At 70.0% G+C, this 25,216-nt stretch carries 26 protein-coding genes; 24 read left to right on the top strand and 2 right to left on the bottom strand.

The window, feature by feature from the left end:
- Positions 1 to 4: 4 nt before the first annotated feature.
- Both rpmF and KRR26_RS26375 read right to left on the bottom strand, forming a co-directional pair.
- Positions 5 to 190 (bottom strand): 50S ribosomal protein L32, encoded by a 186-nt coding sequence (gene rpmF / locus KRR26_RS26380; RefSeq protein WP_120210786.1) that lies wholly within the window; start codon positions 188 to 190, stop codon positions 5 to 7.
- A gap of 58 nt (positions 191 to 248) precedes the next feature.
- Positions 249 to 848, bottom strand: a complete 600-nt coding sequence (locus KRR26_RS26375; RefSeq protein ID WP_217081160.1) for a YceD family protein — start codon at positions 846 to 848, stop codon at positions 249 to 251.
- Positions 849 to 1,075: 227 nt separating this feature from the next.
- Here KRR26_RS26375 and KRR26_RS26370 point away from each other — a divergent pair, with 227 nt between their 5' ends.
- The 24 genes from KRR26_RS26370 (at position 1,076) to KRR26_RS26255 (ending at position 25,150) form a co-directional block, all read left to right on the top strand.
- Complete coding sequence (locus tag KRR26_RS26370; RefSeq protein WP_233577538.1) at positions 1,076 to 1,930, top strand: tetratricopeptide repeat protein; 855 nt, start codon at positions 1,076 to 1,078, stop codon at positions 1,928 to 1,930.
- Positions 1,927 to 2,424: a hypothetical protein gene (locus tag KRR26_RS26365; protein WP_120210783.1), complete on the top strand. Its 498-nt coding sequence runs from the start codon at positions 1,927 to 1,929 to the stop codon at positions 2,422 to 2,424. The genes KRR26_RS26370 and KRR26_RS26365 overlap by 4 nt, the downstream gene beginning before the upstream one ends.
- Before the next feature lie 106 nt (positions 2,425 to 2,530).
- Positions 2,531 to 3,211 carry a winged helix-turn-helix domain-containing protein gene (locus KRR26_RS26360; protein WP_120210782.1) on the top strand — a complete coding sequence of 227 codons (681 nt, stop codon included), beginning with the start codon at positions 2,531 to 2,533 and terminating at the stop codon, positions 3,209 to 3,211.
- 6 nt (positions 3,212 to 3,217) lie between these two features.
- On the top strand, positions 3,218 to 4,573 hold the full coding sequence (locus tag KRR26_RS26355) for a sensor histidine kinase (RefSeq protein ID WP_120210781.1): 1,356 nt from the start codon (positions 3,218 to 3,220) through the stop codon (positions 4,571 to 4,573).
- A gap of 13 nt (positions 4,574 to 4,586) precedes the next feature.
- The gene (locus KRR26_RS26350; protein ID WP_120210854.1) at positions 4,587 to 5,534 is read left to right on the top strand and encodes a metallophosphoesterase family protein; all 948 of its coding nucleotides are present in this window, start codon (positions 4,587 to 4,589) and stop codon (positions 5,532 to 5,534) included.
- A 165-nt stretch (positions 5,535 to 5,699) separates the two neighbouring features.
- Complete coding sequence (locus KRR26_RS26345; protein ID WP_217081159.1) at positions 5,700 to 7,274, top strand: trypsin-like serine peptidase; 1,575 nt, start codon at positions 5,700 to 5,702, stop codon at positions 7,272 to 7,274.
- Between the two features lie 438 nt (positions 7,275 to 7,712).
- Positions 7,713 to 9,425, top strand: a complete 1,713-nt coding sequence (locus KRR26_RS26340; protein WP_236069207.1) for a chloride channel protein — start codon at positions 7,713 to 7,715, stop codon at positions 9,423 to 9,425.
- A gap of 23 nt (positions 9,426 to 9,448) precedes the next feature.
- Entirely contained in the window at positions 9,449 to 9,697 is a 249-nt protein-coding gene (locus KRR26_RS26335) for a hypothetical protein (protein WP_120210779.1), read from the top strand.
- Positions 9,698 to 9,789: 92 nt separating this feature from the next.
- A complete protein-coding gene (locus tag KRR26_RS26330; RefSeq protein WP_407931740.1) occupies positions 9,790 to 10,638 on the top strand; it encodes a sulfite exporter TauE/SafE family protein in 849 nt (282 codons plus the stop codon).
- A complete protein-coding gene (locus KRR26_RS26325; RefSeq protein WP_120210777.1) occupies positions 10,635 to 11,075 on the top strand; it encodes a DUF1634 domain-containing protein in 441 nt (146 codons plus the stop codon). The genes KRR26_RS26330 and KRR26_RS26325 overlap by 4 nt, the downstream gene beginning before the upstream one ends.
- A gap of 66 nt (positions 11,076 to 11,141) precedes the next feature.
- On the top strand, positions 11,142 to 11,621 hold the full coding sequence (locus KRR26_RS26320) for a SixA phosphatase family protein (protein WP_217081157.1): 480 nt from the start codon (positions 11,142 to 11,144) through the stop codon (positions 11,619 to 11,621).
- Positions 11,622 to 11,748: 127 nt separating this feature from the next.
- Entirely contained in the window at positions 11,749 to 12,300 is a 552-nt protein-coding gene (locus tag KRR26_RS26315) for a hypothetical protein (protein WP_147423105.1), read from the top strand.
- A gap of 270 nt (positions 12,301 to 12,570) precedes the next feature.
- The gene (locus KRR26_RS26310; RefSeq protein WP_158611603.1) at positions 12,571 to 14,643 is read left to right on the top strand and encodes a SulP family inorganic anion transporter; all 2,073 of its coding nucleotides are present in this window, start codon (positions 12,571 to 12,573) and stop codon (positions 14,641 to 14,643) included.
- A 29-nt stretch (positions 14,644 to 14,672) separates the two neighbouring features.
- Entirely contained in the window at positions 14,673 to 15,545 is an 873-nt protein-coding gene (locus tag KRR26_RS26305; RefSeq protein WP_158611602.1) for an SPFH domain-containing protein, read from the top strand.
- Positions 15,542 to 16,489 (top strand): SPFH domain-containing protein, encoded by a 948-nt coding sequence (locus KRR26_RS26300; protein ID WP_120210772.1) that lies wholly within the window; start codon positions 15,542 to 15,544, stop codon positions 16,487 to 16,489. Before KRR26_RS26305 ends, KRR26_RS26300 begins: the two co-directional genes overlap by 4 nt.
- A 113-nt stretch (positions 16,490 to 16,602) precedes the next feature.
- The gene (locus KRR26_RS26295; protein WP_120210771.1) at positions 16,603 to 17,292 is read left to right on the top strand and encodes a response regulator; all 690 of its coding nucleotides are present in this window, start codon (positions 16,603 to 16,605) and stop codon (positions 17,290 to 17,292) included.
- 94 nt (positions 17,293 to 17,386) lie between these two features.
- Entirely contained in the window at positions 17,387 to 18,592 is a 1,206-nt protein-coding gene (locus KRR26_RS26290) for a porin (protein ID WP_120210770.1), read from the top strand.
- Positions 18,593 to 18,627: 35 nt separating this feature from the next.
- Entirely contained in the window at positions 18,628 to 19,452 is an 825-nt protein-coding gene (locus KRR26_RS26285; RefSeq protein WP_120210769.1) for a phosphate ABC transporter substrate-binding protein, read from the top strand.
- Between the two features lie 39 nt (positions 19,453 to 19,491).
- Positions 19,492 to 20,505, top strand: a complete 1,014-nt coding sequence (pstC, locus tag KRR26_RS26280; protein ID WP_120210768.1) for a phosphate ABC transporter permease subunit PstC — start codon at positions 19,492 to 19,494, stop codon at positions 20,503 to 20,505.
- Positions 20,502 to 21,416, top strand: a complete 915-nt coding sequence (pstA, locus tag KRR26_RS26275) for a phosphate ABC transporter permease PstA (RefSeq protein WP_120210767.1) — start codon at positions 20,502 to 20,504, stop codon at positions 21,414 to 21,416. Before pstC ends, pstA begins: the two co-directional genes overlap by 4 nt.
- Before the next feature lie 48 nt (positions 21,417 to 21,464).
- Positions 21,465 to 22,208, top strand: coding sequence for a phosphate ABC transporter ATP-binding protein PstB (pstB, locus tag KRR26_RS26270; protein WP_199723977.1), 744 nt, complete (start codon positions 21,465 to 21,467; stop codon positions 22,206 to 22,208).
- Positions 22,209 to 22,222: 14 nt separating this feature from the next.
- Positions 22,223 to 22,912, top strand: a complete 690-nt coding sequence (phoU, locus tag KRR26_RS26265) for a phosphate signaling complex protein PhoU (RefSeq protein ID WP_120210765.1) — start codon at positions 22,223 to 22,225, stop codon at positions 22,910 to 22,912.
- Between the two features lie 95 nt (positions 22,913 to 23,007).
- Positions 23,008 to 24,219 (top strand): ceramide glucosyltransferase, encoded by a 1,212-nt coding sequence (locus tag KRR26_RS26260; protein WP_120210764.1) that lies wholly within the window; start codon positions 23,008 to 23,010, stop codon positions 24,217 to 24,219.
- 79 nt (positions 24,220 to 24,298) lie between these two features.
- Positions 24,299 to 25,150 (top strand): metallophosphoesterase family protein, encoded by an 852-nt coding sequence (locus tag KRR26_RS26255; RefSeq protein WP_120210763.1) that lies wholly within the window; start codon positions 24,299 to 24,301, stop codon positions 25,148 to 25,150.
- Positions 25,151 to 25,216: the final 66 nt, after the last annotated feature.

The raw sequence follows: 25,216 nt of genomic DNA, 5'->3' as shown, positions 1-25,216 counted from the left end.
TGGACTACGCCTGCGTCGCGATGACCTCTCGGCCGCCGTACGTTCCGCACGCCGCACAGGCGCGGTGAGGAAGCACCGGCTCCTTGCACTTGGCGCACTTGATGACCTGCACGGCCGACCGCAGGTTGTTGTTGGCCGCCCGGCGGCGATCCCGGCGCATCTTCGACGTCCGCTTCTTGGGAACTCCCACGACTCACCTCGGCTTCGATCCCGTCCCCCCCCGCGCCTTGCGAGGGGCATAGGGACCGTCAGTTCAGCTTGATGTTCTTGAGCGGTGCCAGCCGAGGGTCAACGACCTTCGTCTCACAGCCGCACTTCTTCTCATTGAGGTTCTGGCCGCACTGCGCACAGAGCCCCTGGCAGTCTTCCCGACAGACCGCGTTCATCGGGAGCGCGAGCAATACCTGTTCCCGGACGATCGGATCCAGATCGATCGTCTTTCCATCGAAGACCTGCTGGTCCGCCGACTCCAGCTCGAACGAGCCTCCGGACTCTCCCTGCCCTCGCTCCTTCTTCTCCATGGACGACTCATCGTCGTCATTGAAGTCGTCGCCTCGGGCCAGGGACTCCGGCACCAGGTTGAGCAGGAAGGACACGGGCAGGTCGAGCGTCACCTCGGCGAGGCAGCGCTTGCAGGGCGCCTTCACGTGCGCCGTGAGCTTGCCCTCGAGCAGCACGCCACCGCTGACCTTGCGGAAGGTCGCGTGGAGCGTGGACGGACCGGTCGCCTGAAAGCCGGTGTCCGTGCCGGGCGCCGCGCCCTCCAGCACCTCCGTCAGCAGAGGGAGACCCACGGGCTCGTCGAGCGTCAGCCCCGTCTCTTTGATTTGTTCAATCTTTACGACCATCTACAAGGCTTCCAGGCAAAAGGGCGCGCAACATAGAGGGACTCCCCCTTGCAGTCAACACGCCGGAGTCCACGATCGGCTCCGTGTCCTCGACACCCCATCGTGACGCGTCGGCCCACGCCCACAATGGATCCCTCGGACACGCCTCTGGTACTTTCCACCTACTGATGCGTCGTCAAGCCACCAGCATGCGTGTGGGTGTCTGTATCCTGGGAGTGGCGCTCGCCGTGCCCAGCTCCGCCCGTCCCCTCTTTCCCCCTCCCCATTTCTCACAGATTGGGCTCGCGAGCCCGGAGATTGCCCAGGCACGGGCCCAGTTGGACGCCGGTGAGTTTGAGGCGGCGCTGAAGACGGTGCAGGCGGGCCTGGACGCGCCGGACGTGACCGATGATCAGCTCGTGGAGCTCTACCGCCTCCAGGGCCTCACGGCGCTCTACCTCGGCGACGAGACGCTCGCGCGCGCGGCCTATGAGAAGCTGCTCCAGGCCCGCCCCGACTTCGAGCTGGCCCGCAGCGCCCCGCCGAAGATCCGGGCCCTGTTCGCGAAGCTGAAGGAGGACATCAAGAGTCGCCGGCTGCGCCCCGTCACGCTGGAGGTGGACCCCATCCCGGACCCCACGCCAGGTGAGCCCGTGGTGGTGACCGCGACCATCCAGGACATGGCGCTGGGCGCCCGAGCGCGCCTCTTCTACCGGCGCGTGGGAGCCCAGGGCTTCAACTCCGTGGACTTCTCGCGAGAGCGCGGCGCGCCAGAGCACTACCGCGCGACGGTGCCCGCCTACGAGCTGCCGGCGGAGCCCACCTCGTACGAGGTCGAGTACTACTTCGAGGTCGCGGACGCGGCGCAGCGCCGGCTGGCCGGACGCGGGGATTCGTATCAGCCACTCGTGTTCCAGGTGATGCCCCGGGCCGTGGCGGCCCCGGCCGTCGCCGAGGACACCTCCCGGCCCTGGTACAAGAGCCCCTGGCTGTGGGTGGCCGTGGGCGCGGTCGCCATCGGGGGCACGGCGGGGGTCGTGGCCCTCTCGTCCTCGGGGGAGCGCGGTCGCGTCCCCATCACCGTCCGCGTGGATCCGCAATGAGCAAGCGCCTCTTCCTTTCCGCCGCGCTGTGCCTGGGGCTCGCCGCATGCGGCTCCGAGTCCCTCGATGAGGGCGCGAACCTGGGCATGGAGCTGCGCGTCAGCGCCTCGGCCGCCAGCCAGTTGGGGGCCTTCCAGGTCGTCGTCCTCAAGGACGGCTCACGCCGCAGCTGCGCCGACCTGCAGCGCACCTGTCTGGCCGGACAGGTGACCTCCGACGCCCTCCTCATGCTGACCAACGGCGCTGGCCACCAGGCCCGTGCGCTGCGCTTCCCGGTCAACCTGGAGAGCGCGTCCCAGGCGCTGGAGGTGGACGTGCCCGTGGGCCGCGACTACGCCCTGGTCATCGAGGCGCTGTCCTCGGACAGCCCGCCGCGCTTCCTGGGCAGCTCCTGCAACTACCTCCGAGAGGTCAACGCGGGCCGCAACGCCACGCTGGTCGCCGCGCCGCTGACGCTCGCCGCCCAGGACTGCGACCCCACGCTCGCGCCGTGAGCGACCCTCGGGCCGCCCGGCGAGCGGGCGAGCCCGGAGCGCTGGGGTTTCGTCGCAGGCTTGCTACAAAGCGCACGACACGGATTCTGGTAGGGGGGCCGGACACATGGCACGCATCCTGATCATCGAGGACGAGCAGGACCTCGCCGGGCTCGTCGACTACAACCTTCGCGCCGCGGGTTTCGAGACCGAGTCAGCGAACACGGGCGCTGGCGGGCTGGCCCGGGCGCGCGCCGCCCCGCCGGACCTCGTCCTGTTGGACCTCATGCTCCCCGATGTGGCGGGCGGCGAGGTCCTGCGGATGCTCAAGAGCGACCCGGACCTCAAGAAGACCGCCGTCGTCATCGTGAGCGCGCGCGGCCAGGAAGCCGACCGCATCCAGGGGCTGGAGCTGGGCGCGGATGACTACGTGGTGAAGCCCTTCTCCGTCCGCGAGCTGCTCCTCCGCGTCAAGGCCGTGCTGCGCCGCGCGGACGCGGAGGAAGGCCCCGCGGCGGTGCTGTCCGCGGGGGAGATCAGCCTGGACACGTCGCGCCATCAGGTGCGCGTCAAGGGCGAGGAAGTGGTGCTCACCGCGCTGGAGTTCCGGCTGCTGCGCACCCTGCTGGAGCGCAGCGACCGCGTGCAGACGCGCGAGGTGCTCCTGTCCGATGTCTGGGGCATTCAAGCGGAGATCCACACCCGCACGGTGGACACGCACATCAAGCGCCTTCGCGAGAAGCTCGGCCCCGCCGGCGACATCATCGAGACGGTGCGAGGCGTCGGCTACAAGCTCAGCCCCCCCTGAGGCGACATGTCCCTGCGCACCATCCTGGTCCCGCTGCTGCTTCCGGCCGCGCTGGTGGCCGTGTTGCTCGCGCTCTTCGGTCAGCCGGGAGGCGCGCTGGCCGCGTCGCTCGTGACGCTGGCGGGCTCTGCCATCGCGCTGGGAACGAGCCGACAGGTGTCCGAGCAGCAGCTTCGCGCCCTGGCGCGCAAGACGCTCGGGCGCGCCGATGGCAACTCGACCATGGGCCCGCCATCGGACCGGCTCGATGAGTTCACCAGCCTGGAGGGCGCCATCGACTCGCTCCACTCCCAGCTGTCCGCGCGCAACGCGGAGCTCATCCAAGGGGCGCGCACGCTCACCGCCGTCCTGGACGGCATGGCCGAGGGCATCTGGGTCACCGATGCCGAGGGCACCGTGGTGCGCCACAACGACGCGCTCGCGCAGATGCTCCACCGGCCCGCGGGCGGAATCATCGGCCAGCGACCGCTCGCCCTCATCCGCAACGAGGCCCTCAACGACGCGGTGATGCGCGCCTGTCGCGAGGGCGAGTCCACGCGGCTGGAGCTGACACTCGAGGGCCTGTTTCCTCGCACCCTGTCGCTGCGGGTGACGCCCCTGGGGGGAGACCTGCCCGGCAGCGCCGCCGTCTTCCATGACGTCACCGAGCTGCGCCGCCTGGAGAAGGTGCGCAAGGACTTCGTCGCCAACGTCTCGCACGAGCTGCGCACGCCCATCACCGCGATTCGCGGCTACGCCGAGACGCTCCAGGGCGGCGCGCTGAACGACCCCCACGTGGCGCCCAAGATGGTGGACATCATCCACCGCCAGTCCGAGCGCCTCTCCGAGCTGGTGGAGGACCTGCTGGAGCTCTCCCGCCTGGAGGCCCGCGAGGTGCACCTCCAACAGGCCCGCGTCCCCCTGGCCATCGCGTCCGCGCGCGCCGCGGAGGCCGTGCGCATCAAGGCCGAGGGCAAGTCACAGCACATCGAGCTGCACGTGCCCCCCGACCTGCGCGCCCAGGGTGACGAGCGCGCCATCGAGCAGGTGCTCCTCAACCTCCTCGACAACGCCGTGAAGTACACCCCCGCCGGCGGCCGCGTGGACGTCTACGGCACCCTCGAGGAAGGCCGCTGCGTGGTGCGAGTCCAGGACACCGGCGTCGGAATCGAGCAAAAACATCTTTACCGGATATTCGAGAGATTCTACCGCGTGGACAAGGGCCGCAGCCGGGACATGGGCGGCACGGGGCTGGGGCTCTCCATCGTGAAACATCTGGTGGGCGCCATGGCGGGGGAGATCAAGGTGGAGAGCCAGCCGAACGTGGGCAGCACCTTCACGATTTTTCTGCCCGCGGCTACCCCGGAGGCGGCGACCGGATAGGATGGGCGCGACCATGCGGGTCGCCATCCTCGCGGACATACACGGCAATCTTCCTGCCTGCGAGGCGGTCCTCGAGGACATCGCGCGCTCGGTCGCCCCCGACTACATCGTCGCGGCGGGTGACCTGGCGCTGCGCGGGGCCCACCCCCGAGAGACGGTGGAGCTGCTCACCAGTCGCTGCGACTCGCTGCTGATGGGCAACACCGACTGCTACCTCGCGGGGAACTACCTGGGCGGGGCATACCGCGAGCGGGACCACTGGAAGACGGAGCTGCTGCGCTGGACGCGGGATCAGCTCGGCGACACGCTGCTTCAGCAGCTGGGGAGCCTGCCCTTCTCCGTGCGCTACACGCCGCGCAAGGGGCAGGACCTGTTCGTCTGCCACGCCAATCCGCGCAACCTCGAAGAGTCCCTGGACCCCACGCTGGACGACCACGCGGTGCGGCGCTTCTTCACGCACCTGGACGCCGCGGCGTGCGCCTTCGGGCACCTGCACTTTCCCTATCGCCGCCGCGTGGGGCGGATGCTCATCGCGGATGTCGCCAGCGCGGGCATTCCGCGCGATGGCGATCTGCGCCCCGCCTACGGCGTCTTCACGTTCACGCCCAAGGGCTGGCGCGTGCAGATCCGCCGCGTCCGCTACCCGGTGCGCAAGGCCACCCAGGCGCTCACCGCGCGGCGCGTGCCCGGTGGGCCGCTGCTCATCCACAAGCTGGTGGAGGCGCGCTACCGCCACCACCACGCGCTGATGGAGGCCGCGCGCCGCCACTCGGGGCTGCCTCCTCCGGGGCCCGTGCTGCGGCCGCCCCCTGGCTCCGCTTCGCGTCAGCCGGTGGCCGCGCCGTGTGATGACGCCCCGCCTCCGGACGTGGATCCGTCGTCGCTGCCCACCGACATGGATGGCACGGTGACGGACGCCACGCCGCTGCCGCTCGACGTGCTGCACGACCTGGACGGGTAGGTCCCCGGCGACCAGCGGGCCTGTCCACTCCCGGACGTGCGTGGCCCATTGTGACGAAGAGCGGGCTTTCACGCCCGATGCCTCGCGTTTCCTCGCGCACCTCCAGATGCATCCGCCGGCTCGACGCCTTAGCCATGGAGGGCGGCGGCTCGAGAGGAGGGGCGCATGTCCTGGTGGACGGTCGGACTGTCGGTGGTGACGCTGTCGCTCGCCCAGGCGGGCACTCCTCCTGAGTCCCCCCGAGCCGTGCACACCGACAGCGCCCCCTTCTGCGAGGGCGAGTACGCGGACAGCTTCTCGGCGCTGTCCGCCCAGGCGCGGGCGTATGAGCAGTCCACGCGCAAGTACACCTACTGCGTGCGCAGCACCGCGACGTATGAGTGCCTGTCGTACGGCCCCGAGGGCAACGTGCGCCGCAGCCGGACCCAGGTGTCCGCGCACGGCACGGCGTTCGCCTATCGGCAGCAAGGCGGCGAGACGCTGCTGCTCACCAACGAGCACGTGACCGAGTGGCCCGCCGTCACCGACGAAGCCCATCCGGTGGAGGGCGTGGCGCCCGGGTGCAAGCGCGTGGGGGACGGGCTGCGCATCGTGGACAACGAGTCGGATGCGTTCGAGCGCGACGACATCCCGCTGTCCCGCGTGGTGAGTGATCCGCAGCTCGACATGTCCATCATCAAGACGAAGTCGCCGCTCGCGGTGATGCCGTGGAAGGTGGGCCGGAGTGCGTCGCTGCGCGAGCGGACTGTGGTGGACGTTCGCGGGTTCCCGCTCGGCGTGTTCAACGCGACCAACGTCGGGAAGGTCATCTCCGCGTTCGACCACGATGAGTACAAGGACTGGAACCACGATGACTTCGTCGTGGATGCGCTTCTGTCTCCGGGCAACTCGGGCTCGCCGGTGCTGGCCATCTCGTGCAAGACGGGCGAGTTCGAGTTGGTGGGCGTCTATCACGCGGGATACTCGCGAGGCAGCGCGCTCAACGTCGTGGTGGGGATCGACCAGGTGCGCGACCTGATGACGACGCTGCGACGCAGCACGCGGCGGGCCTCCGAGGAGAACGCGCCCTTGGATGCGTCCGCGCGCGAGCGCATGGCCAAACGGGTGGAGGCCACCGCCACGCCGTTCTTCCCTTTCGGGAACCGGACCGCCGCGGTGTATCCGCGCATGGATGGCTCGCTGCTCTTCGCGATCTACGGGCAGGACTTCCCGCGCAAGGTCTATCCGCTCGTGGTGCTCGAGGACCTCAAGGCGCGCGTGCCGGGCGTCTTCGGTGAGCCTGGACGCGTGTGGTTTGGCGGCGAGCGAGGTCTGCGCGAGAGCCTCCGCGCCGAGCAGGACGCGGAGCTGCAACAGCAACTCGCGCGGCTGCTGGATGCGTTGCGGCGGGACGCGACCCTCGCCTTCTCCTTCCAGGAGGCGCTGCCTTCCTCCGCGGAGTCGCGGCAGACCTTCGATGCCACGGCTCGGATGCAGAAGGCGCTCGACCGGTCCATCAACGCGCATCGAGATCTCAGCGACACCGCCGCGGAGCTGGCGGACCACCTGGCCCCCAAGCCCTCGGATGCGGCGACCCTGGCGGAGACGCTCCTGACGCTGCCGAGACCTCCGCCAGCGGGCGTGGGCATCCATCTGGGAGAAGGACCGCTCTCGCCTCCTCGCGCACCTCGGGCGCCCGCGTCCGCGACCCAGCGCGAGGCGAGGAGCGACTCCGCGCCGCCCCGCCCCGTGGCACGGTAACGGCGTCGGAGGTACGTCCGCGCGCGGTGCACTGGTAGCGCCTCGGACTCCGCCCTCGAGGAGCAATGCTCGGGCGCTAGCCCACCGGGCACCCGAGCGCGGTGCTCCCGGTTCCGTACCGCGAGGCGCGGCGGCGCTCCGAGGCTGGACCGCTGAGCGATGCGGCGCTCCGGCGCTGCGCTGGAGAGCGAGGGCTTCGCGTCCGCACCGATGCGCGAACGTGACGCCCCTGCATTCGATCGCCGTGCGAGCGCGAGACTTCGGCGCAGCGCCACGCGCGCGCCACGATGCCTGGGTTCCTTGCCGGGGAGCGAGCGGGGAGCCCTCCCCTCGCGGGACGGTGCATCCCCAGTCGCGTCCCTAGATTGCGGGGACGTGGACACCACCCCTGAATCAGCGCGCGGTGACTCCCTGCCAGACGGGCGGGCACGCCGGCCCTTGCCCCCACAGCTGGGGGGCTTGCTCAAGGGGCTGACGAACCAGGAGCGACGCTTCTGGGCCATGGTGGTGGGCGTGGGCCTCATCTCCGGCCTCGGCGCCGTGGCCCTGCTCCAAGTGCTGCGCGTCACCCAGAACCTGTTCTGGCACGTCAACGGCGATGAGTTCATCGCGGGCGCGATCGCCTCTCCCGCGTGGCGCCGCTTCCTCGTCCCGGTCCTCGGCGGCGCGCTCGTGTCCCTGGTGTCGCTGCTCGTGGGCCAGCCCCTTCGCGGCCACGGCACCGCGGGCATCATCGAGTCCATCTGGGTCAAGTCCGGACGACTCCCGCTGCCGCGCGCGCTGTTCCGCGGCCTCGTGTCCATCATCGTCGTGGGGCTCGGCGCGCCGCTGGGACGCGAAGGCGCGCTGTTGCAGACAGGCGCGGCCAGTGGATCCGCGCTCGCCCAGCGCCTGCGCTTGGGCCCCGGACAGGCCCGCTTGCTCGTGGCGTGCGGCGCCGCGGCGGGCATCGCCTCCGCCTACAACGTGCCCATTGGCGCGGCACTCTTCGGACTCGAAGTCTTGCTCGGCAGCTTCGCGCTGGAGCTGTTCGGCCCCATCGTCGTGTCGTGCGTCGTGGCCACCCTCGTGTCCCGCACGCTCATCGCGGATCACCCCAGCTACGTCATCCCGCACTACGTCCTCACCCACCCACGGGAGCTGCTCCTGACGCTCCTGCTCGGGGTGTTGCTCGGGGCCGCGTCCGCGGGCTACGTGCGCGGCATCAACGCGCTGTCGGATCTCCTCGACCGCGCGCCAGCGTGGCTGGCCCCCTTCCTCCCGTTGGCCGCGATGACCGTGGTGGGCGTGGCCGCGATGGGCTGGCCGTATCTGCTCGGCAATGGCTATGACCCGGTGAACATGGCGCTGCACGGGTCGCTCCCCTTCCTGCTGCTGGTGGGCCTCCCCCTGGCAAAGCTCGCGGTGACTTCGTTGTGCGCGGGCGCTGGCGTCCCAGGCGGGCTCTTCACGCCCTCGCTCTTCTTCGGCGCGCTCCTGGGCGGCGCGTTCGGCGTGGTGGTGGGCCACCTCGCGCCCGGGGGCGCGCCGAGTGGCGCGTACGCCCTGCTGGGCATGGGCGCGGTGCTGGCGGGCACCACGCACGCGTCCGTGTCCGCGGTGCTGATGATATTCGAGATGACCGGCGACTACGGCCTCATCCTGCCCCTCATGCTGGGCGCCGTGGTCTCCACCGCCGTGAGCCGGTGGTTGGAGCCCGAGTCCCTCTACACGTCGGTGCTCAACCGCCGCGACGTGCGCGTGCCCGACTCGGTCCCCTACTGGCTGCGCGAGGAGGGCGTGCGCGGGATGCTCATGCCCGTCACGCAACGCGTGCCGCCTTCCGCGCCCTTCGATGAGGTGGTGGTGCTCCTCCTGGAGCAGCCCCCCGGCATGGACCTGTACGTCACCGACGAGAGCGGGCGCCTGCTGGGAGTCATCGTCCTGGACGAGCTCAAGGGGCACCTGCCGGACCACTCGCTGCTCCAGGCCACGGTGGCCGCGGACGTCATGGACCGACGCGTGCAGCCAATCACCCCCGGCCTGTCACTCGCGGAGGTGGCCACTCGCTTCGCTCGCACGCCCCTGGAGCGACTGCCCGTGGTGGATGACGCGCGGCACCTCTTGGGCACCATCTCCAAGACCGAGGTGTTGAAACACGGACGCTTCTAGCCCCTCACGAGGAGACTCGTCGCATGGACAACCGGGCCCGCGCGTGGAGCATCGCCGCCCTGGCCCTGCTGTGCTCCGTGCTCTCCTACGTTCTGCTGCGCTCCCCGCCCCACCCGATGCGTCCAGAGCGCTCCGCCCCGGCGGCCCCCTCCGCGCCCGAGCACCCGTATGACGCGTACCGAGCGTGGCCCATGTTCCAGGGTTGGCCTCTTCCCCAGGTGCCGGGGCACCCACCCGCGGCGGAGCACCCGGAGCCGAAGCCCCCGCCCTGACGCCGTTCCGCGACCGTGAGCAGCCAGCCGGCCGAGCCATGGCTCGCCAAAGGGGTTGTGCACGGGACGCGGGAGAGGATGATGCGCGTCGCGTGCTCGCCACCCCTTTCAACTTCGTCGCGCTCGTGATGGTCGTCTCCGTCGTGGCGGGCCTGCTCGGCTCGCTGCTGGGACTCGGCGGCGGGCTCATCCTCATCCCCATCCTCACCCTCGTGCTGAAGGTGGACATCCGCTACGCGGTGGGCGCCTCCATCGTGTCGGTCATCGCCACCTCCAGCGGCGCCGCCGCGGCCTATGTTCGCGATGGCCTGGCCAACATGCGCGTGGCGATGTTCCTGGAGCTGGCCACCACCGCCGGCGCGCTCACCGGGGCGTTGCTTGCGGGCGTGGTGGGAGGCCGCGGGCTCTATCTCCTCTTCGGCGCGGTGATGGCGTACTCGGCGCTCGCGATGCTGCGCAAGCTGCGTGAGCAACCCACGCGCGCGACCGAGGCGAACGACGCGCTGGCGGATCGCCTGGGCCTGCACAGCAGCTACTTCGATGAGGCCTCGGGGAGAGAGGTGGCCTATCGCGTGCGCCGGCCGCTGGTCGGGCTCGGGCTCATGTACGTGGCTGGGACGGTGAGTGGCCTGCTGGGCATCGGCTCGGGCGCGCTGAAGGTGCCCGCCATGGACCTGGCCATGGGGCTGCCCATCAAGGTCTCCTCGGCCACGAGCAACTTCATGATTGGTGTGACGGCGGCGGCGAGCGCGGGCATCTACTTCGCGCGCGGCGACATCGACCCGTTCATCGCGGGCCCCGTGTGCGTGGGCGTGACGCTGGGCGCGTTCGCGGGCTCGCGCTTCATGACGAAGCTGAGCAGCGGCTGGCTGCGCGCCCTGTTCGTCGTCGTGCTGCTGTGGGTGGCCTTCGAGATGCTGCGCAAGGGCGTGCACGGATGAGCCTGTCCTCCCCCAATCCACGCCCGAGCGCGCCTGTCGCGGCCCCCATTCCCCAGGCGCCCGCGCTCACGCCGGAGCTGCTCATCAGCATGCTGCTGCGAGGCGGCGTCATGCTGAGCCTGTCGCTGGTCGCCGTGGGCATGGGGCTGACGTTCTTCCACCACCCCGACTACTTCTCGTCGTCCACGGCGCTGGAGCGACTCACGGCGCCGGACCACGGCCTGCATCGCTTGACGGATGTCTTCCAGGGCGTGCTCGCCGTGCGCGGCCAGTCGTTCGTGATGGCGGGCCTGCTGGTGATGATGTCCGTGCCGGTGCTGCGGGTGGCGCTGTCGTTGGGCGTGTTCCGGCTCCAGAAGGACCGCGTCTTCGTCGCCATCACCGCGGCGGTGCTCGCGCTGTTGCTCGTGTCCTTCCTCGTGGGTGGAGTGGAATAGACAACGCCCGCGCAGTTTGCGCGCTTGTCAAACACGGACGGACGGGCTGCTCTACAACGCGCGCCCATGGCCGCACACGACCTGCCCCTGCTCATCGTTCGCCACGCCGTGGCCGAGGACTCGAACTCGCTGGGCGACGAAGCCCGCGCCCTCACCTCCGAGGGACGCATCGCCTTCCGCCAGCACGCGCGCAAGCTGGCGCGCCGCGTCCCCTTGCGAGGCATCCTCACCAGCCCCCTGGTCCGCGCGGTGCAGACCGCGGAGCTGCTCGCGGATGCCTTTGGACTCTCCGAGGTGGAGGTCGCGCCCGCGCTCATGCCGCTGGGCGGCGCCCACAAGCGCATCATCAAGCTGGCGCGTGAGCGCGGCCCGGGTTGGGCCCTGGTGGGCCACAATCCCTCGCTGGAGCGCGCCGTGGCGCTCGCGCTGGGACACAGCCTTCCGGACAAATTGAGGAAGGGCGCCGCCGTCGCGCTCATCCCGACCGATCAGGGCTTCACACTCGGGTGGGTCGCCTCGCCGGGCCGCGACTTGCTGCGCCCCTGACACCGCCTCGCCCCACCACGCCGACTTCCGCGACGACGGGACGAGCGGCGAGACCACTGCAAGTCACCCCCGCGCACCTCCCCATTCTTCGAGAAATCGGAGAGTGCGGAAGGCCCTTGAACAAGGCTTGCGCCGCGCACAATTCCAGGTCAGGAATACGCTGAGCGACGAAGTGTTCGGGGTGCAGGTGATGTGTCTTCAGAAGGCCAGACACAACAAGACGTCGGCTCAGGGGCTGAGCGGTGAGTCCGCGCGAGATGCGCAGACCGCCCTCGGGCTCGGCGTGACGCTTCGCCTGCCGCTGCTGGCGCTGATCATCATTGGCCTGGGCTTCCTCCCGGGCGTGATGGCGCCCGCCAAGCCCTTCACCCCCACGGTTCGCGTGGGCCAGGGACAGGGCAACGGGCAGCAGAGTCCCTTCGAGGAAGACCATCACCGCACGGACCTCGCGTTCAAGGTCTTCGCGGCGAAGCCTCGGAGCACGCCTCGGCTGGGAGGGCGTCCCCTCCTCGGCGGCCCCGAGCTGGATGCCTTCCTCGCCCGCCTCCTGAAAGACCATCCGCTGCCTGCCGCGGGCCTCTGTGGCCCCAGCGAGCCGCCGGATGACGTGGCCTCGCGCCTGCGCCGCAGACAGCTTCCCCGGCGCTGCGCGGCGCCCGAAGACGAGCCGCTCGTCTAATCCTCGCAGTCTGACTCGCGACCTGTCTGTCTCGGCGCCTGGCAACACCAGACGCCGAATGGCCCCGTCGCGCGCGCCATCCTGAACGTCCTCTGCCGGGCGCGTCGCCCTTCGTGTGTCTTTGGACCCGCGAAGCGACGCGCATGGCCGGAGGCCCACCCTCTCTCCGGCAACATGCTCAATCCCTCACATCCACAATCCATCGACGTCGTGCCCCGTCGGCCTCCCGATGGGAGAAGAAGACGCACGCCGCTGCCCGCGCCCCGCCCCATGCATGAGCGGGCGAAGGGCTCCCCGCGGAGCGCCCCCGGAGCGGCGACGCCCCGACACGCCTCGCGCGAGCTGTTCCAAGCCTGGACACGCGCCTGGGGCGAGGTCCTCACCGGCCGCCACCTGCCCGCGGACCTCCTGGCCGGCATCACCGTGGCGGCGGTGGCGCTGCCGCTCAACCTCGCCCTCGCGGTGGCGAGCGGCCTGCCTCCCGCGGCGGGCCTCATCGCGGGCGCCATCGGCGGTGGGCTCGCGGCCATCTTCGGGGGCGCGCCCCTGCAGGTGACGGGGCCAGCCGCGGCGCTCAACGTGATGGTGCTGGCCATCGTCGCGGAGTTCGGCGTGGCGGGCGCGGCGGCGGCGGCGCTGCTCATTGGCGGGCTGCAGATCGCCATGGGGCTGGCGCGCGGCGGCAAGCTCATCCGCCTGGTGCCGGAGTCGGTGCTCGTGGGCTTCACCACCGGCGTCGGCATCAAGCTCCTGGATGGCCAGCTCCCGGAGCTCTTCGGCTTCGACTACACCGTGGCGCAGCTGGCGCAGATGCTGGACCGCCCGGAGTGGCTGCGCGACGTCTCCTACACGGCGGTGCTCTGCGGCCTGTTCGTCGCGTTCCTGGTTGTCTCCACCCAGCAGTTCAAGCGCTTCCCCGCGGCGCTGGTGGGCATCGCGCTCATCACCGCGCTGGCCGAATACCTGGGCTGGGGCATCTCGCGGGTGGGGGATGTGCCCTCCTCGCTCCCCTTCCCGGCGCTGCCTTCGATGGAAGGCAGTCAGTGGCTCACCCTCGCGTGGAAGGTCCTGCCGCTGGCGCTGCTCGCCGCGGCCGAGTCCCTGCTCGCGGCGCGCGCGGTGGAGCGCATGGCCCCCACGGCTCCGCCGCCACAGTTGGACCTGGAGCTGATCGGGCAGGGGGTGGCCAACACGGGCTCGGCGCTCTTCGGCGGCATGCCCGTCACGGGCGTCATCGTGCGCTCGGGCGTCAACGTCCAGAGCGGGGCGAAGACGCGGCTGTCCGCGCTGGTGCACGCCGCCGCGCTGCTGCTCGCGGTGCTCTATCTGTCCCAGCAGCTCGCCATCATCCCCCTGGCGGCGCTGGCCGGACTGCTGTGCGTGGTGGGAATGCGGCTCATCGAGCTGAAGACGCTGCGCCACCTGTGGCACACGGAGAAGCTGGGCGCGGTGGCCTTCATCGTCACCGCGGTGGGCACCGTCACCGGACACCTGGTGGCGGGACTCGCGGCGGGCATGGCCATCCACGGCGTGCACCTCTGGCTCACGCGCAAGTCGCGCGCCCAGGCCCGGGAGACGCAGGCGCGCAAGGCCACCGGCATCCGCGCGGTGCTCCACAAGGACCGCGCCGAGGCCCGCCAGCCCCACGGCCACGAGGCCCCGCCCCAGGACCATGCGTGGCTGCGCAACATCCGCGCCCGAGCACACCGGGCCGCCTCCGCCTTCGTCCACGAGCAGGCCGCCGTCATCGGGCGGGTCACCATGGGCGAGCACGTGCACATCGCCGCGGGCAGCTCGGTGCGCGCGGACGAGGGCTCGCCGTTCTTCATCGGAGACAACTCCAACGTGCAGGACGGCGTGGTCATCCACGCCCTCAAGGACAAGCGCGTGCGCGTGGGCGGCGAGGAGTGGGCCGTCTACGTGGGCCGCAACGTGTCCATGGCCCACGACGCGCTGGTGCATGGCCCGTGCTTCATCGGGGATGACACCTTCGTGGGCTTCAAGGCGGTGGTGCACGACTCCGTCGTCGGCTCGCACTGCTACATCGGCATTGGCGCCGTGGTGGTGGGCGTGGAGATTCCCGACGGGCGCTTCGTGCCGCACGGGATGATCGTCGACACCGCGGAGAAGGCGGAGAAGCTGCCGCTCGTCTCGGCGTCCCACCTCGAGTTCAACGAAGACGTGGTCGACGTGAACCGCGGGCTCGCGTCCGCCTACCACAAGTACGTCAAGGCAGGCGCCCTCGTGCACGTGCCCACCGGGCACGGACCGCACGGTGAAGCGCAGCTCTCGAACAGCCCTGGAGCGCTCGCGCGACGGCCGCGAGGCCCGGGCCGCTTCTGACCCCATCCATCCCTTCGGAGGTTTCTCTCGTGACGTTCTTGTTCGGAATCCTGGGCGGCGCCGCCCTCTACGGCGCCTTCATCCTGAGTCGTTGTTTCTTCCAAGTGGAGCAGGGCCAGCTCGCGGTGCTCACGTCGTTCGGCCGCGCCGTGCATCGCGAGGAGGACTCGCAGCGGCTGCGCACCTACGGCCCCGGGCTGCACCGGAAGCGGCCCTGGGAGAAGGTCATCCATGTCCCGATGATGGAGCAGAACCTGGACCTGTCCGGCGAGGAGGGAGGCCGCACCGCCATGGCGGCGGACGGCACCCTCCTGCGGCTGGACTCCATCCTCCGCTACGTGCCGGTGGAGCGGGAGCTGAGCCACTTCCTCTTCGGCTTGCGCTCGCCCATCGAGCACATCACCGGCCTGTTCACCTGCCTCTTGCGCAATGAGATCGCCAACTTCCGCGAGGCGCCGGACAAGGCCCCGAGCGGAGCGGAGGAGCCAGGCTCGTACGCGCTCATCCGGCGCGAGCGGCGCATGCTCAACGCGCGCATCGAGGAGTTCTGCCGCACGCGCATCGGCCGGCGCTATGGCGTGGGCTTCAACGCGGTGGACCTCACGGACGTGCTGCCTCCGGACGAGTTGGCCGACGCGCTCAACGCCGTCATCCAGGCGCGGTCCGAAGCGGACGCCACCCACGCGCGGGCCGAGGCCGAGACGCAGCAGCGCGTGCTCGCCGCCGAGCGGGGACTCGCCATCGCGCGGGCGCACTCCAAGGCCGTGGAGACGGAGATCGGCACCCTGGGCCGCTACCTGAGCGAGCTGGCCCAGAAGAACACCCTGCACCACTACGTCGCCCGCCGCCGCTCCGAGGTGACGTCCGATGCCCGCACCATCTACCGGAAGGACTCGCGATGAACTCCCCTGACACCCTGCACTTCTTCGGTGGCCTCGTCCTCGGACTCGCGGCCCTGCCCTTCCTCTTCGGCATCCTCCAGCGCCTCGCCCTCCAGGTGGAGGACGAGGAGGCCGTCATCGTCACGCGCTTCGGCCGGCTGGAGCGCGTCATCACCCGCCCCGGCTGGCACTGGCTGCTCGCCCGCGCCCTGCCCTGGGTGAAGACGGTGCCCGTCTCGCTGCGGCGCGACTTCCGAGAGTTCAACAACATCCACGTCAACGACGCGCGCGGCACCACCGTCATCGTGGACCTGTGGTTGGAGTTTCGCATCGCGGATCCCGCCAAGGCCCTGTTCGACGTGGCGGATTGGGATCGCTCGCTCAACAACCTCGTCACCCACTCGGCCATCTCCATCCTGGGCAACCGCGAGTTCCAGCAGATCCTCTGCGACCGAAACGAGCTGGGAGACCTCTTGCAGCGCGACGTCGCCGCGGAGACGGCGCGCTGGGGCCTGGAGGTGGACGCGGTCCTCATCCGCAACGTCAGCCTCCTGCCCGAGGTGTCCCATCAAGTGCTGGAGACCATCTCCGCCCGACTGGAGCGCGCCAAGGCGGACATCGAGGAGGAGGGCCGACAGCGCGTGGCGCTCCTGGAAGCCGAGACGGAGGCACACATCGCGGGCATGGTCGCCGAGGCCAAGGGCCAGTACCCGTCCGCGGTGGGACGCGCGCTCGCCGCGCTGAGCCATGAGCCCGAGGTCCTGGTGGCGTACCAGGAGCTCTACGAGCTGTCCCTCATCCGCCCGCATCGCACCATCGCGTTCAGCGGCTTCAACGGCGAGCTGCGCGCGGTGGACGCCGCCATGCTGTTGAATCCCGCGGGCGCCGAGCACGCGGGGCGTGAGCACTCGGGCCACGAGCCCAATGCCTTGGAGCGCGCGGCCAAGCCCCTGCCTCGCAGCTGAGGACCGCTTCCTCGCCCGCGTCCTTCCGTGACGCGGGCGAGGAGGGCAGTCACGAACTTGTTGCCGGCGTGTCACGCGGCGGCAAAGCGACGCGCTCAGAGTGCGAGGCCGCCATGTCCCATGTCCTCATCGTTGACGACGAGCGCGATCTCGCCGAGCTGATCGATTTCAACCTGCGCGCCTCTGGCTTCACCACTCGGGTGGCGGGCACTGGAGAGGCGGCGCTCACCGCGGCCCGGGAGCAGCCCCCCGACGTCGTCCTGCTGGACCTCATGTTGCCGGACATGTCCGGCGTGGACGTCTGCCGTCAGCTCCGGGCGAACGTGCACTCGCGCGACGTGCTCATCGTCATGCTCACCGCCAAGAGCGAGGAGGCGGACCGCATCCGCGGCTTCGAGGTGGGCGCGGATGACTACGTCGTCAAGCCCTTCTCCGTGCGCGAGCTGGTGCTGCGGCTCAAGGCCATTGTCCGCCGCGGCGGCACGCCCAAGGACGGACTGCAGCCGCTCGCGCTCGGGCCCCTGCGCCTGGACGTGGCGTCCCATCGCTTCTACGTCGACGAGCGCGAGGTGGCCCTCACCGCGCTGGAGTTCCGCCTGCTGGAGCACCTCATGACGCGGCTGGGCCGGGTGCAGACGCGAGAGCTGTTGCTGGAGGAGGTCTGGGGGCTGTCCAGCTCCTTGGAGACGCGCACCATCGATACGCACGTGATGCGCCTGCGCGACAAGCTGGGGACGGCGCGCGCGCTCCTGGAGACGGTGCGCGGCGTGGGCTACCGCATCGTGGATCCGTCGGCCACGTGAAACTCGTTGCCGCGTTGTCACGAGAGGGACCTCAAATGGCCACAAGTGCTCCGTAGAAGACAGTCCGCGGTCTTCTCAGGAGCCCTCCAAACACATGCGTAACCTCCTTGTTGCCCTCCTCACCCTGACATCCAGCGCGGCCCTGGCGCAGTCCGCCGAGCCCCAGACGCCGGCCGTCTCCGAGACGCAGCCCACCGAGGCCACCGCCGCCGCCGAGCCCACCGTCGATGAGCGGATGACGACCGCCGAAGGCAAGGTCGCCGCCCTGGAAGAGCAGAACGCGACGGCGCAGTCCGACCTCTCGGCCCTGAAGAAGTTGAAGATCTCCGGCTACATCCAGGCCCGCTACCAGTACCAGGAGTCGCTGGATGACTACGGGACGGGCGGCTTCAGCCGCTTCACCGTGCGCCGGGGCCGCCTCAAGGCCACGTACACCACGGACCTGGCGCAGGCGATGCTCCAGATTGACGCGACGCCCTCCGGCGTGGTGCTGAAGGACGCCGAGGCCACGCTGTTCATCCCCGGCACCAAGCAGACGTGGTCGCTCACCGCGGGTCAGACCAAGTGGCCGTTCGGCTATGAGGCGCCGCAGTCCTCCAGCGACCGCGAGTTCCCGGAGCGCAGCCGCGTCATCCGCGCCTTCCTGCCCGGCGAGCGCGACCGCGGCGTGAAGCTCAACGGCCGCTATGACTTCCTGCGCCTGAACATCGGCGTGTTCGACGGCAACGGCACGGACTCCGGCACCGTCCAGGACAACGACAAGGACAAGGACGTCATCGGCCGCGTCGGGTTCGACCTCAAGTGGATCGCCGGTGGCGTGTCCGGCTGGTACGGCGACTCGCTCGGCAAGCTGGCCAACGACGAGTTCCGCACCGCCTACAAGCGCACCCGCATTGGCGCGGACCTCCAGGTCTACCTGGATGTGCTGCCCATCGGTGGCACCGCCCTCAAGGGCGAGTTCATCGCCGGCAAGACGTTTGGCGGCGCGAACAACGCCACCAACCTGAACGCCTCGGCCCACGGCTACTGGCTGCTCCTGGTGCAGAACCTCGGCCTGAGCGACGCGGTGGCGGTGCGCTTCGACAGCTTCGATGCCCGCAACGGCGCGCCCAACGTGGAGGCCAACGGCGTGCCGGGCGCGAACAACACCGTCAACACGGTGGGCGTCCTCGTGCAGCACTACTTTGGTGAGAACCTGAAGGTTTCGGCGGTCTACGAGATCCCCATGACCGCCAAGGTCGCCGACGCCAAGGACCCGAAGGACAATCTCTTCACCCTGCAGATGCAGGCGCGCTTCTAGGCCACGACCTACCTTTTCCCCAGGAGACAGTTCCCATGAAGAAGACTCTGCTCTCGTCCCTCACCGCCCTCGTCGCCCTGGCCACCCCGTTGGCCGCCCAGGCCGGCACCCTCACCGTGAAGGGCTCGGACACCATGGTCATCCTCGTCCAGCGCTGGGCCGAGGAGTTCATGAAGAAGAACCCGGGCACCAAGGTCCAGGTGACCGGCGGCGGCTCCGGCACGGGCCTCTCCGCGCTGCAGAACGGCACCACGGACATCGCCATGTCCAGCCGCGAGATGAAGGAGGCCGAGCAGGAGAAGCTGCGCGCCCGCTTCAGCACCACCGGCGTGGAGATCCCCGTCGCCAAGGACGGCGTCACGTTCTACGTGAACGAGACCAACCCCGTGACGGCGCTCACGGTGGAGCAGCTCAAGGGCATCTACCTGGGCGACACCACGAACTGGAAGGACGTGGGCGGCCCCGCGGCCAACATCGTCCTCTACTCCCGCGAGAACTCCTCGGGCACCTACTCCTTCGTGAAGGACAACGTGCTCGGCGGCGATGACTACGCCGCCAACGCCCAGACGCTGCCGGGCACCGCCGCGGTCGTCAACGCGGTGGCCAAGGAGAAGAACGGCATTGGCTACGGCGGCGCCGCCTACGCCAAGGGCGTCAAGGAGCTGAAGATCAAGAAGGGCAGCGAGGAGTTCGCCCCGACGGCGGACAACGTCAAGAGCGGCAAGTACCCGCTCTCGCGCAACCTCTTCTTCTACCTGCGCAACAAGCCGTCTGGTGAGGCCAAGGCCTTCATCGACTTCACGCTCTCGCCCGAGGGGCAGGCCGTCGTCACCAAGGTCGGCTACTTCCCCGTGAAGTAACGAGCGTCACACGAATGTCACGCGAGGCCCTCGGCTGCTATGGATAGACAGGCGCTCATGCAGGAGCAGAGTCTCGCGTCACCGGTGCCCGTGCCGACCCTGTCGGCGGCGGCGCGGCGCCGGCAGTTGAAGGAGAAGGTCATCGCGGGGTTGGTCACCGCGGTGGCCTTCACGGGCATCGCGGCCCTCATCCTCATCCTCATCTTCGTCGCGAAGGAGGCGCTGGGGCTCTTCACGGATCCGCATGCCCGTCAGGAGGCCAGCCTCTCCAAGATGTTCCTGCCCCAGGTGACGCGGCCCGGGCGCCCGGCCACGTTCGTGTGGCAGCCCGTGTCCAGCGTCCCGAAGGTCAGCATGATTCCGCTGTTCATCGGGACGCTGAAGACGACCCTCGTCTCCATGTTCGTCGCCGTGCCGCTGGGGGTCTTCGGCGCCCTGTTCGCGGCGGAGTTCGCCCCGCGCCGGCTGCGCGAGGTGCTCAAGCCCACCATCGAGCTGCTCGCCGGAATCCCCTCGGTGGTGCTCGGCTTCTTCGCGCTGATGGTGATGGCCAGCTTCGTCCAGGACCTCTTCGGCCTGGAGTCGCGGCTCAACGCGGTGGTGGCCGGGCTGGGCCTCGCGCTCGCCATCGTCCCGGTCATCTTCACCGTGTCCGAGGACGCGCTCACCGCGGTGCCGCGCAGCTACCGCGAGGCCTCGCTCGCGCTGGGCGCCACGCCCTGGGAGACCGCGTGGAAGGTCGTCCTTCCGGCGGCGGCCCCCGGCATCCTCGCCGCGTGCGTGCTGGGCTTCGGCCGCGCCATCGGTGAGACGATGATTGTCCTCATGGCCTCCGGCAACGCCGCCATCGTGTCGGCGCGGTTGGGGGATTCGGTGCGCTCGCTCAGCGCCACCATCGCCGCGGAGATGGGCGAGGTGGTGGTGGGCAGCCCGCATTACTCGTTGCTCTTCTTCATCGGGGTGGAGCTGTTCGCCTTCACCTTCGTGCTCAACATGTTCGCCACCTCCTGGACCCGCAAGGTCATGAAGCGCCTGACGGGAGGGGCGGGATGAAGCACACCACGCGCAAAGCGGTGGGCCTGGCGCTCACGTCGCTCACCGGGCTGGCCGCGTTCGTCATCGTGGCCGTGATCGCGATCATCCTCCTGGACGTCGTGCGCGGGGGCGCGGCGAACGTCTCGTGGGCGTTCCTCACCCAGCCCCCCACCGACGGCATGATGGGCGGCGGCATCTTCCCCGCCATCTTCGGCACCGCGGCGCTCACGCTCCTCATGACGCTGGCGGTGATGCCGGTGGGCGTGCTCACCGCGCTGTACCTGCACGAGTACGCCCCGCCCGACTCGCGCATGGCGCGCTGGGTGCGCGTGGCCGTGGCGAACCTGGCGGGCGTGCCCTCCGTCGTCTTCGGCCTCTTTGGCCTGGGCTTCTTCATCCTCTTCGTGGGCAAGGGCCTGGACCGTGCGCTCGGCTACGAGGAGATGCACTGGGCGCAGCCCGGCATCCTCTGGGCCGCGCTCACCCTGGCGGTGCTGACCTTGCCGGTGGTCATCGTCTCCACCGAGGAGGCCTTGCGCGCCGTTCCGTTGGATCACCGCACGGCGAGCCTCGCGCTGGGCGCCACCCAGTCCCAGACGCTCGTGCGCGTGGTGTTGCCGGGGGCGCTGCCGGGCATCCTCACCGGCGCGGTGCTGGCCATCTCCCGAGGCGCGGGCGAGGTGGCCCCCATCCTCTTCACGGGCGCGGCCTACTTCCTGCCGGACCTGCCCACGCACCTCAACTCGCAGTTCATGCACCTGGGCTACCACACGTACGTGCTGGCCACGCAGTCACCGGACGTGGAGGCGACACGCCCGCTGCTGTACGCCACCGTGCTGGTGCTGCTGATGCTCACCTTCGCCCTCAACCTCGTCGCGGTCATCATCCGGTCGCGCACGCGCCGCAAGGCCGCCTCCGCCGGACACTGACGGTACCCGCCCACCATGCCCCTCCAGTCCCCTTCCCCGCGCAACAAGATGGAGGCGCGGGAGCTCACCCTGCGCTACGGCAGCAAGGTGGCCATCCGCACCATCTCGCTGGCCATCCCCGAGCACCAGGTGACGGCGCTCATCGGCCCGTCCGGCTGCGGCAAGTCCACCTTCCTGCGCTCGCTCAACCGGATGAACGACCTCATCCCGGGCACGCACCACACCGGCACCATCCTCCTGGATGGCACCAGCATCCATGACCGCGCCCTGGACGTGGTGGACCTGCGCCGCCGCGTGGGCATGGTCTTCCAGAAGTCCAACCCCTTCCCCAAGTCCATCTTCGAGAACGTCGCCTACGGGCTGCGCGTGGGCGGGCTCAAGGACAAGGCGGCCCTGAGCGCGCGCGTGGAGAAGTCCCTGCGCGGCGCGGCGCTGTGGGACGAGGTGAAGGACCGGCTGGACGAGAGCGCCCTGGGCCTGTCCGGCGGCCAGCAGCAGCGCCTGTGCATCGCCCGCGCGATGGCGGTGGAGCCCGAGGTGCTGCTGATGGACGAGCCCGCCAGCGCGTTGGACCCCATCGCGACGGCGAAAATCGAGGAGCTCATCCACGAGCTGAAGTCGACGTACACCATCGCCATCGTCACCCACAACATGCAGCAGGCCGCGCGGGTGAGCGACCGCACCGCTTTCTTCTACATGGGAGAGCTGGTGGAGTGCGGCCCCACGGAGCAGATCTTCACGAACCCGCGCGAGAAGCGCACCGAGGACTACGTCACCGGGAAGTTCGGGTAGGAAGACACCACATCATGCCGGCGACCCATACCGACAAGGCGTTCGAGCAGGACCTGCGAGACCTTCGCGAGAAGCTGCTCGCCATGGGGGCCAAGGTGGAGGCCCTCATCGCCAACAGCGTGCGCGCCCTCACCGAGCGCGACTCCCCCCTGGCCGAGAAGGTCGTCAGCGCCGACCGCGAGGTGAATCGCCTCGAGGTGGAGATTGACGACCTGTGCCGGCGCATCCTCGCGCTGCGCCAGCCCGCGGCCAGCGATCTGCGCCTCATCACCACCGCGCTGAAAATCGTCACCGACCTGGAGCGCATTGGCGACCTGGCGGTGAACCTGGCCGAGCGCGCCATGGACCTCAACATGGTCCCGCCGCTGGCGCCCTACGTGGACATCCCCCGGCTGGCGGACCTGGCCCAGCAGCAGGTGAAGAAGGCGCTGGATGCCTTCGTGTCCGGCGACGCGGACAAGGCCGAGGACGTCCTCAAGGGCGATGACCTGTTGGATGCCCTGTTCCTCAAGATCTTCAACGAGCTGCTCGCGTACATGATGGAGGACTCGAAGAACATCCGCCGCGCCACGGCGCTGATGTTCATCGCCAAGCATCTGGAGCGCATTGGCGACCACGCGATGAACGTGGCCGAGATGGTCATCTACATGGTGCGGGGCAAGGACGTGCGCCACCCGCGCAGCCGCAACCTCACCGCCGAGTAGCCCGGGGGCGGGCTTCACGCGGCTGTCACGCCGAGTTGCCCGCTCCGCCGCCCCCGCTTCGCCAGACCGCCTTGGAGAGTCCCTAGCCTGGAGGCATGATCCTCGCCTCCAGCCTTCTCCTGGCAGCCGCCTGTGTCGGCCTCTCGGCCCTGGTCATCCAGTACGCGCTCGTGCTGCGGCACCGCCGCGAGCCCCCTGCCCGGCCCGCGCGCGCCTCGCGCCCCGGCATCTCCATCCTCAAGCCCCTGTGTGGCGTGGACGACGACCTGGAGGCGAACCTCGCCCAGTTCGCCGCGCTGGACTATCCGGACTACGAAGTCGTCCTGGGCATCAAGGACGTGAGGGACCCGGCCTGGGACGTCGCCGGCGAGGCGGTGGCGCGCTGGCCGCAGCGCTTCCGGCGAGTGCAGCAGGTGGGCGAGCCCGGCCTCAACCCCAAGGTGAACCAGCTGGTCACCCTGGCCGCCGCCGCGCGCCACGACCTTTGGGTCATCAGCGACAGCAACACGCGCGTGGCCCCGGGCTACCTGGATGAGATTGCCGCGGCCTTCGAGGATCCGTCGGTGGGCTGCGTGACCCATCCCGTCGCGGGGCTGGGCGAGGAGACCTTCGGCTCGCTGTTGGACAACCTGTACCTGACGTCGAGCGCGGCCGCGGGGATGATCGCCGCCAAGCGCTTCGCCGGGCAGGACATCGTGGTGGGCAAGTCCATGGCCCTGCGGCGCGAGGATGTGGAGGCGCTCGGCGGCTTCTTCTCCGTGAAGGACGTGCTCGCCGAGGACTTCGTCATCGGGTTGTGGGTGACGCGCAAGCTGGGCCGGCGCGTGGTGGTGGCGCGCGCGCCCGTCTTCAACGTCTCGCTGCGCAAGAGCGTGGAGGCCTTCTTCCAGCGCTACCTGCGCTGGAGTGTCATTCACCGCACGGCGGTGTCGCTGGGCACGTACCTGGCCCAGTCGCTGCTCAACCCCGCGCCGTGGGCGCTCCTGGGCGCGCTGCTGGCGCCCTCGCGATTCACGGCCGCCGCCGCCGCGCTCGTCGTGGTGGGCAAGGTGCTCGTGGACCTGGCCGCCCTGCGCGCGCTGCGTCCCGGGCCCGTGCCCCTGAGCGCGGCGGGCGCGGTGCTGGTGAAGGACGCGCTGCTGTTTGCCGCATGGTGCCACGGCCTGTTCTGCCGCACGGTGAACTGGCGGGGCACGAAGCTGCGCGTGGGCCCGGGCACGCGGCTCTTGCCGGCGCCCGTGCCTGGGCTCGATGCCCGTCCCGCGCCCGCGAACGAGGCCCTGCTCGCCGGCGATTTCATCGGGTGACCGGGACGTTGCGCAGCGCTTGCGACGCATTCACACGGCAGCCCTTACGGTGCCTCGGGACGATGACTATCTCCACGCCATGCCGCCCCTCCGAACGCTGGCGCACTTGTCGGATCTTCATCTGGACCTGAGCCCCGCGAGCGACGCCGCGGCGGCCTCCCTGGTGGAAGCCCTGCTCAAGCGGAACGTGGACCAGGTCGTGGTGACGGGCGACTTGACGCACCAGGGCGCGCGCTCCGAGTTCCACCGCTTCCGCCACCACTTCGCGCCGCTGCTCGACTCCGGACGGCTCACCTTCATCCCGGGCAACCACGACCGTCCAGGCGACGACGTGGGCCGCGGCTGGATGGACGGGCACAAGGTTCGCACTGTCGAGCGCGAGGGCCTCTTCCTCGTCTGCGTGGACTCCACGGGCGAACACAACCGCAACTTTTTCAACAGCCACGGCGAGCTGAGCCGCGCGGTGGTGGACCAGGTGGACGCCGCGTTGTCCGAGGCGCCACACGACGCTCTCGCCGCGGTGCTCCTGCACCACCACGTGCTGCCGCTTCCCGAGGAGAGCTTCCCGGAGCGCCTGGCCACGCGGATGGGATGGCCGCATGCGGCGGAGCTGGCGCTGGGCGCGGAGCTCGTCAAGCGAGTGGCCGGACGCTGCGACCTGGTGTTGCACGGCCACCGCCACGTCCCCCGCGAGCGAGACCTGGGCAGCCCCGGGGGCCGCGCGCTGAAGGTGTACAACGCGGGCAGCTCCACCGACCTGGGCCGCTTCCGTCTGTTCCAGCACGCCGCGGGGCGACTCGAGGGCACGCCCACGTGGTGCCGGACGACGCGGCCCTCGCAGCCTCGGACGGCGGCCCACAACGTGATTCCCGCGCTCCAGTACCTGATGGGCCAGCTGGGCGGAGCGAGGGGGCAGCGCCCGGCGGCCTGAGCCCCCCGCGAGCGGCATGCGCGCGCCACTTGTCGCGAATGCCACCCTCCCCCAGGGGCGTTGTCC

Origin of the sequence: Citreicoccus inhibens, assembly GCF_019039035.1 — a bacterium.
In the GTDB taxonomy this organism is placed as follows: Bacteria; Myxococcota; Myxococcia; order Myxococcales; family Myxococcaceae; genus Citreicoccus; species Citreicoccus inhibens.
The sequence above is the reverse complement of the archived record's forward strand: the minus strand, read 5'-3'. Positions and strand labels throughout refer to the sequence as shown.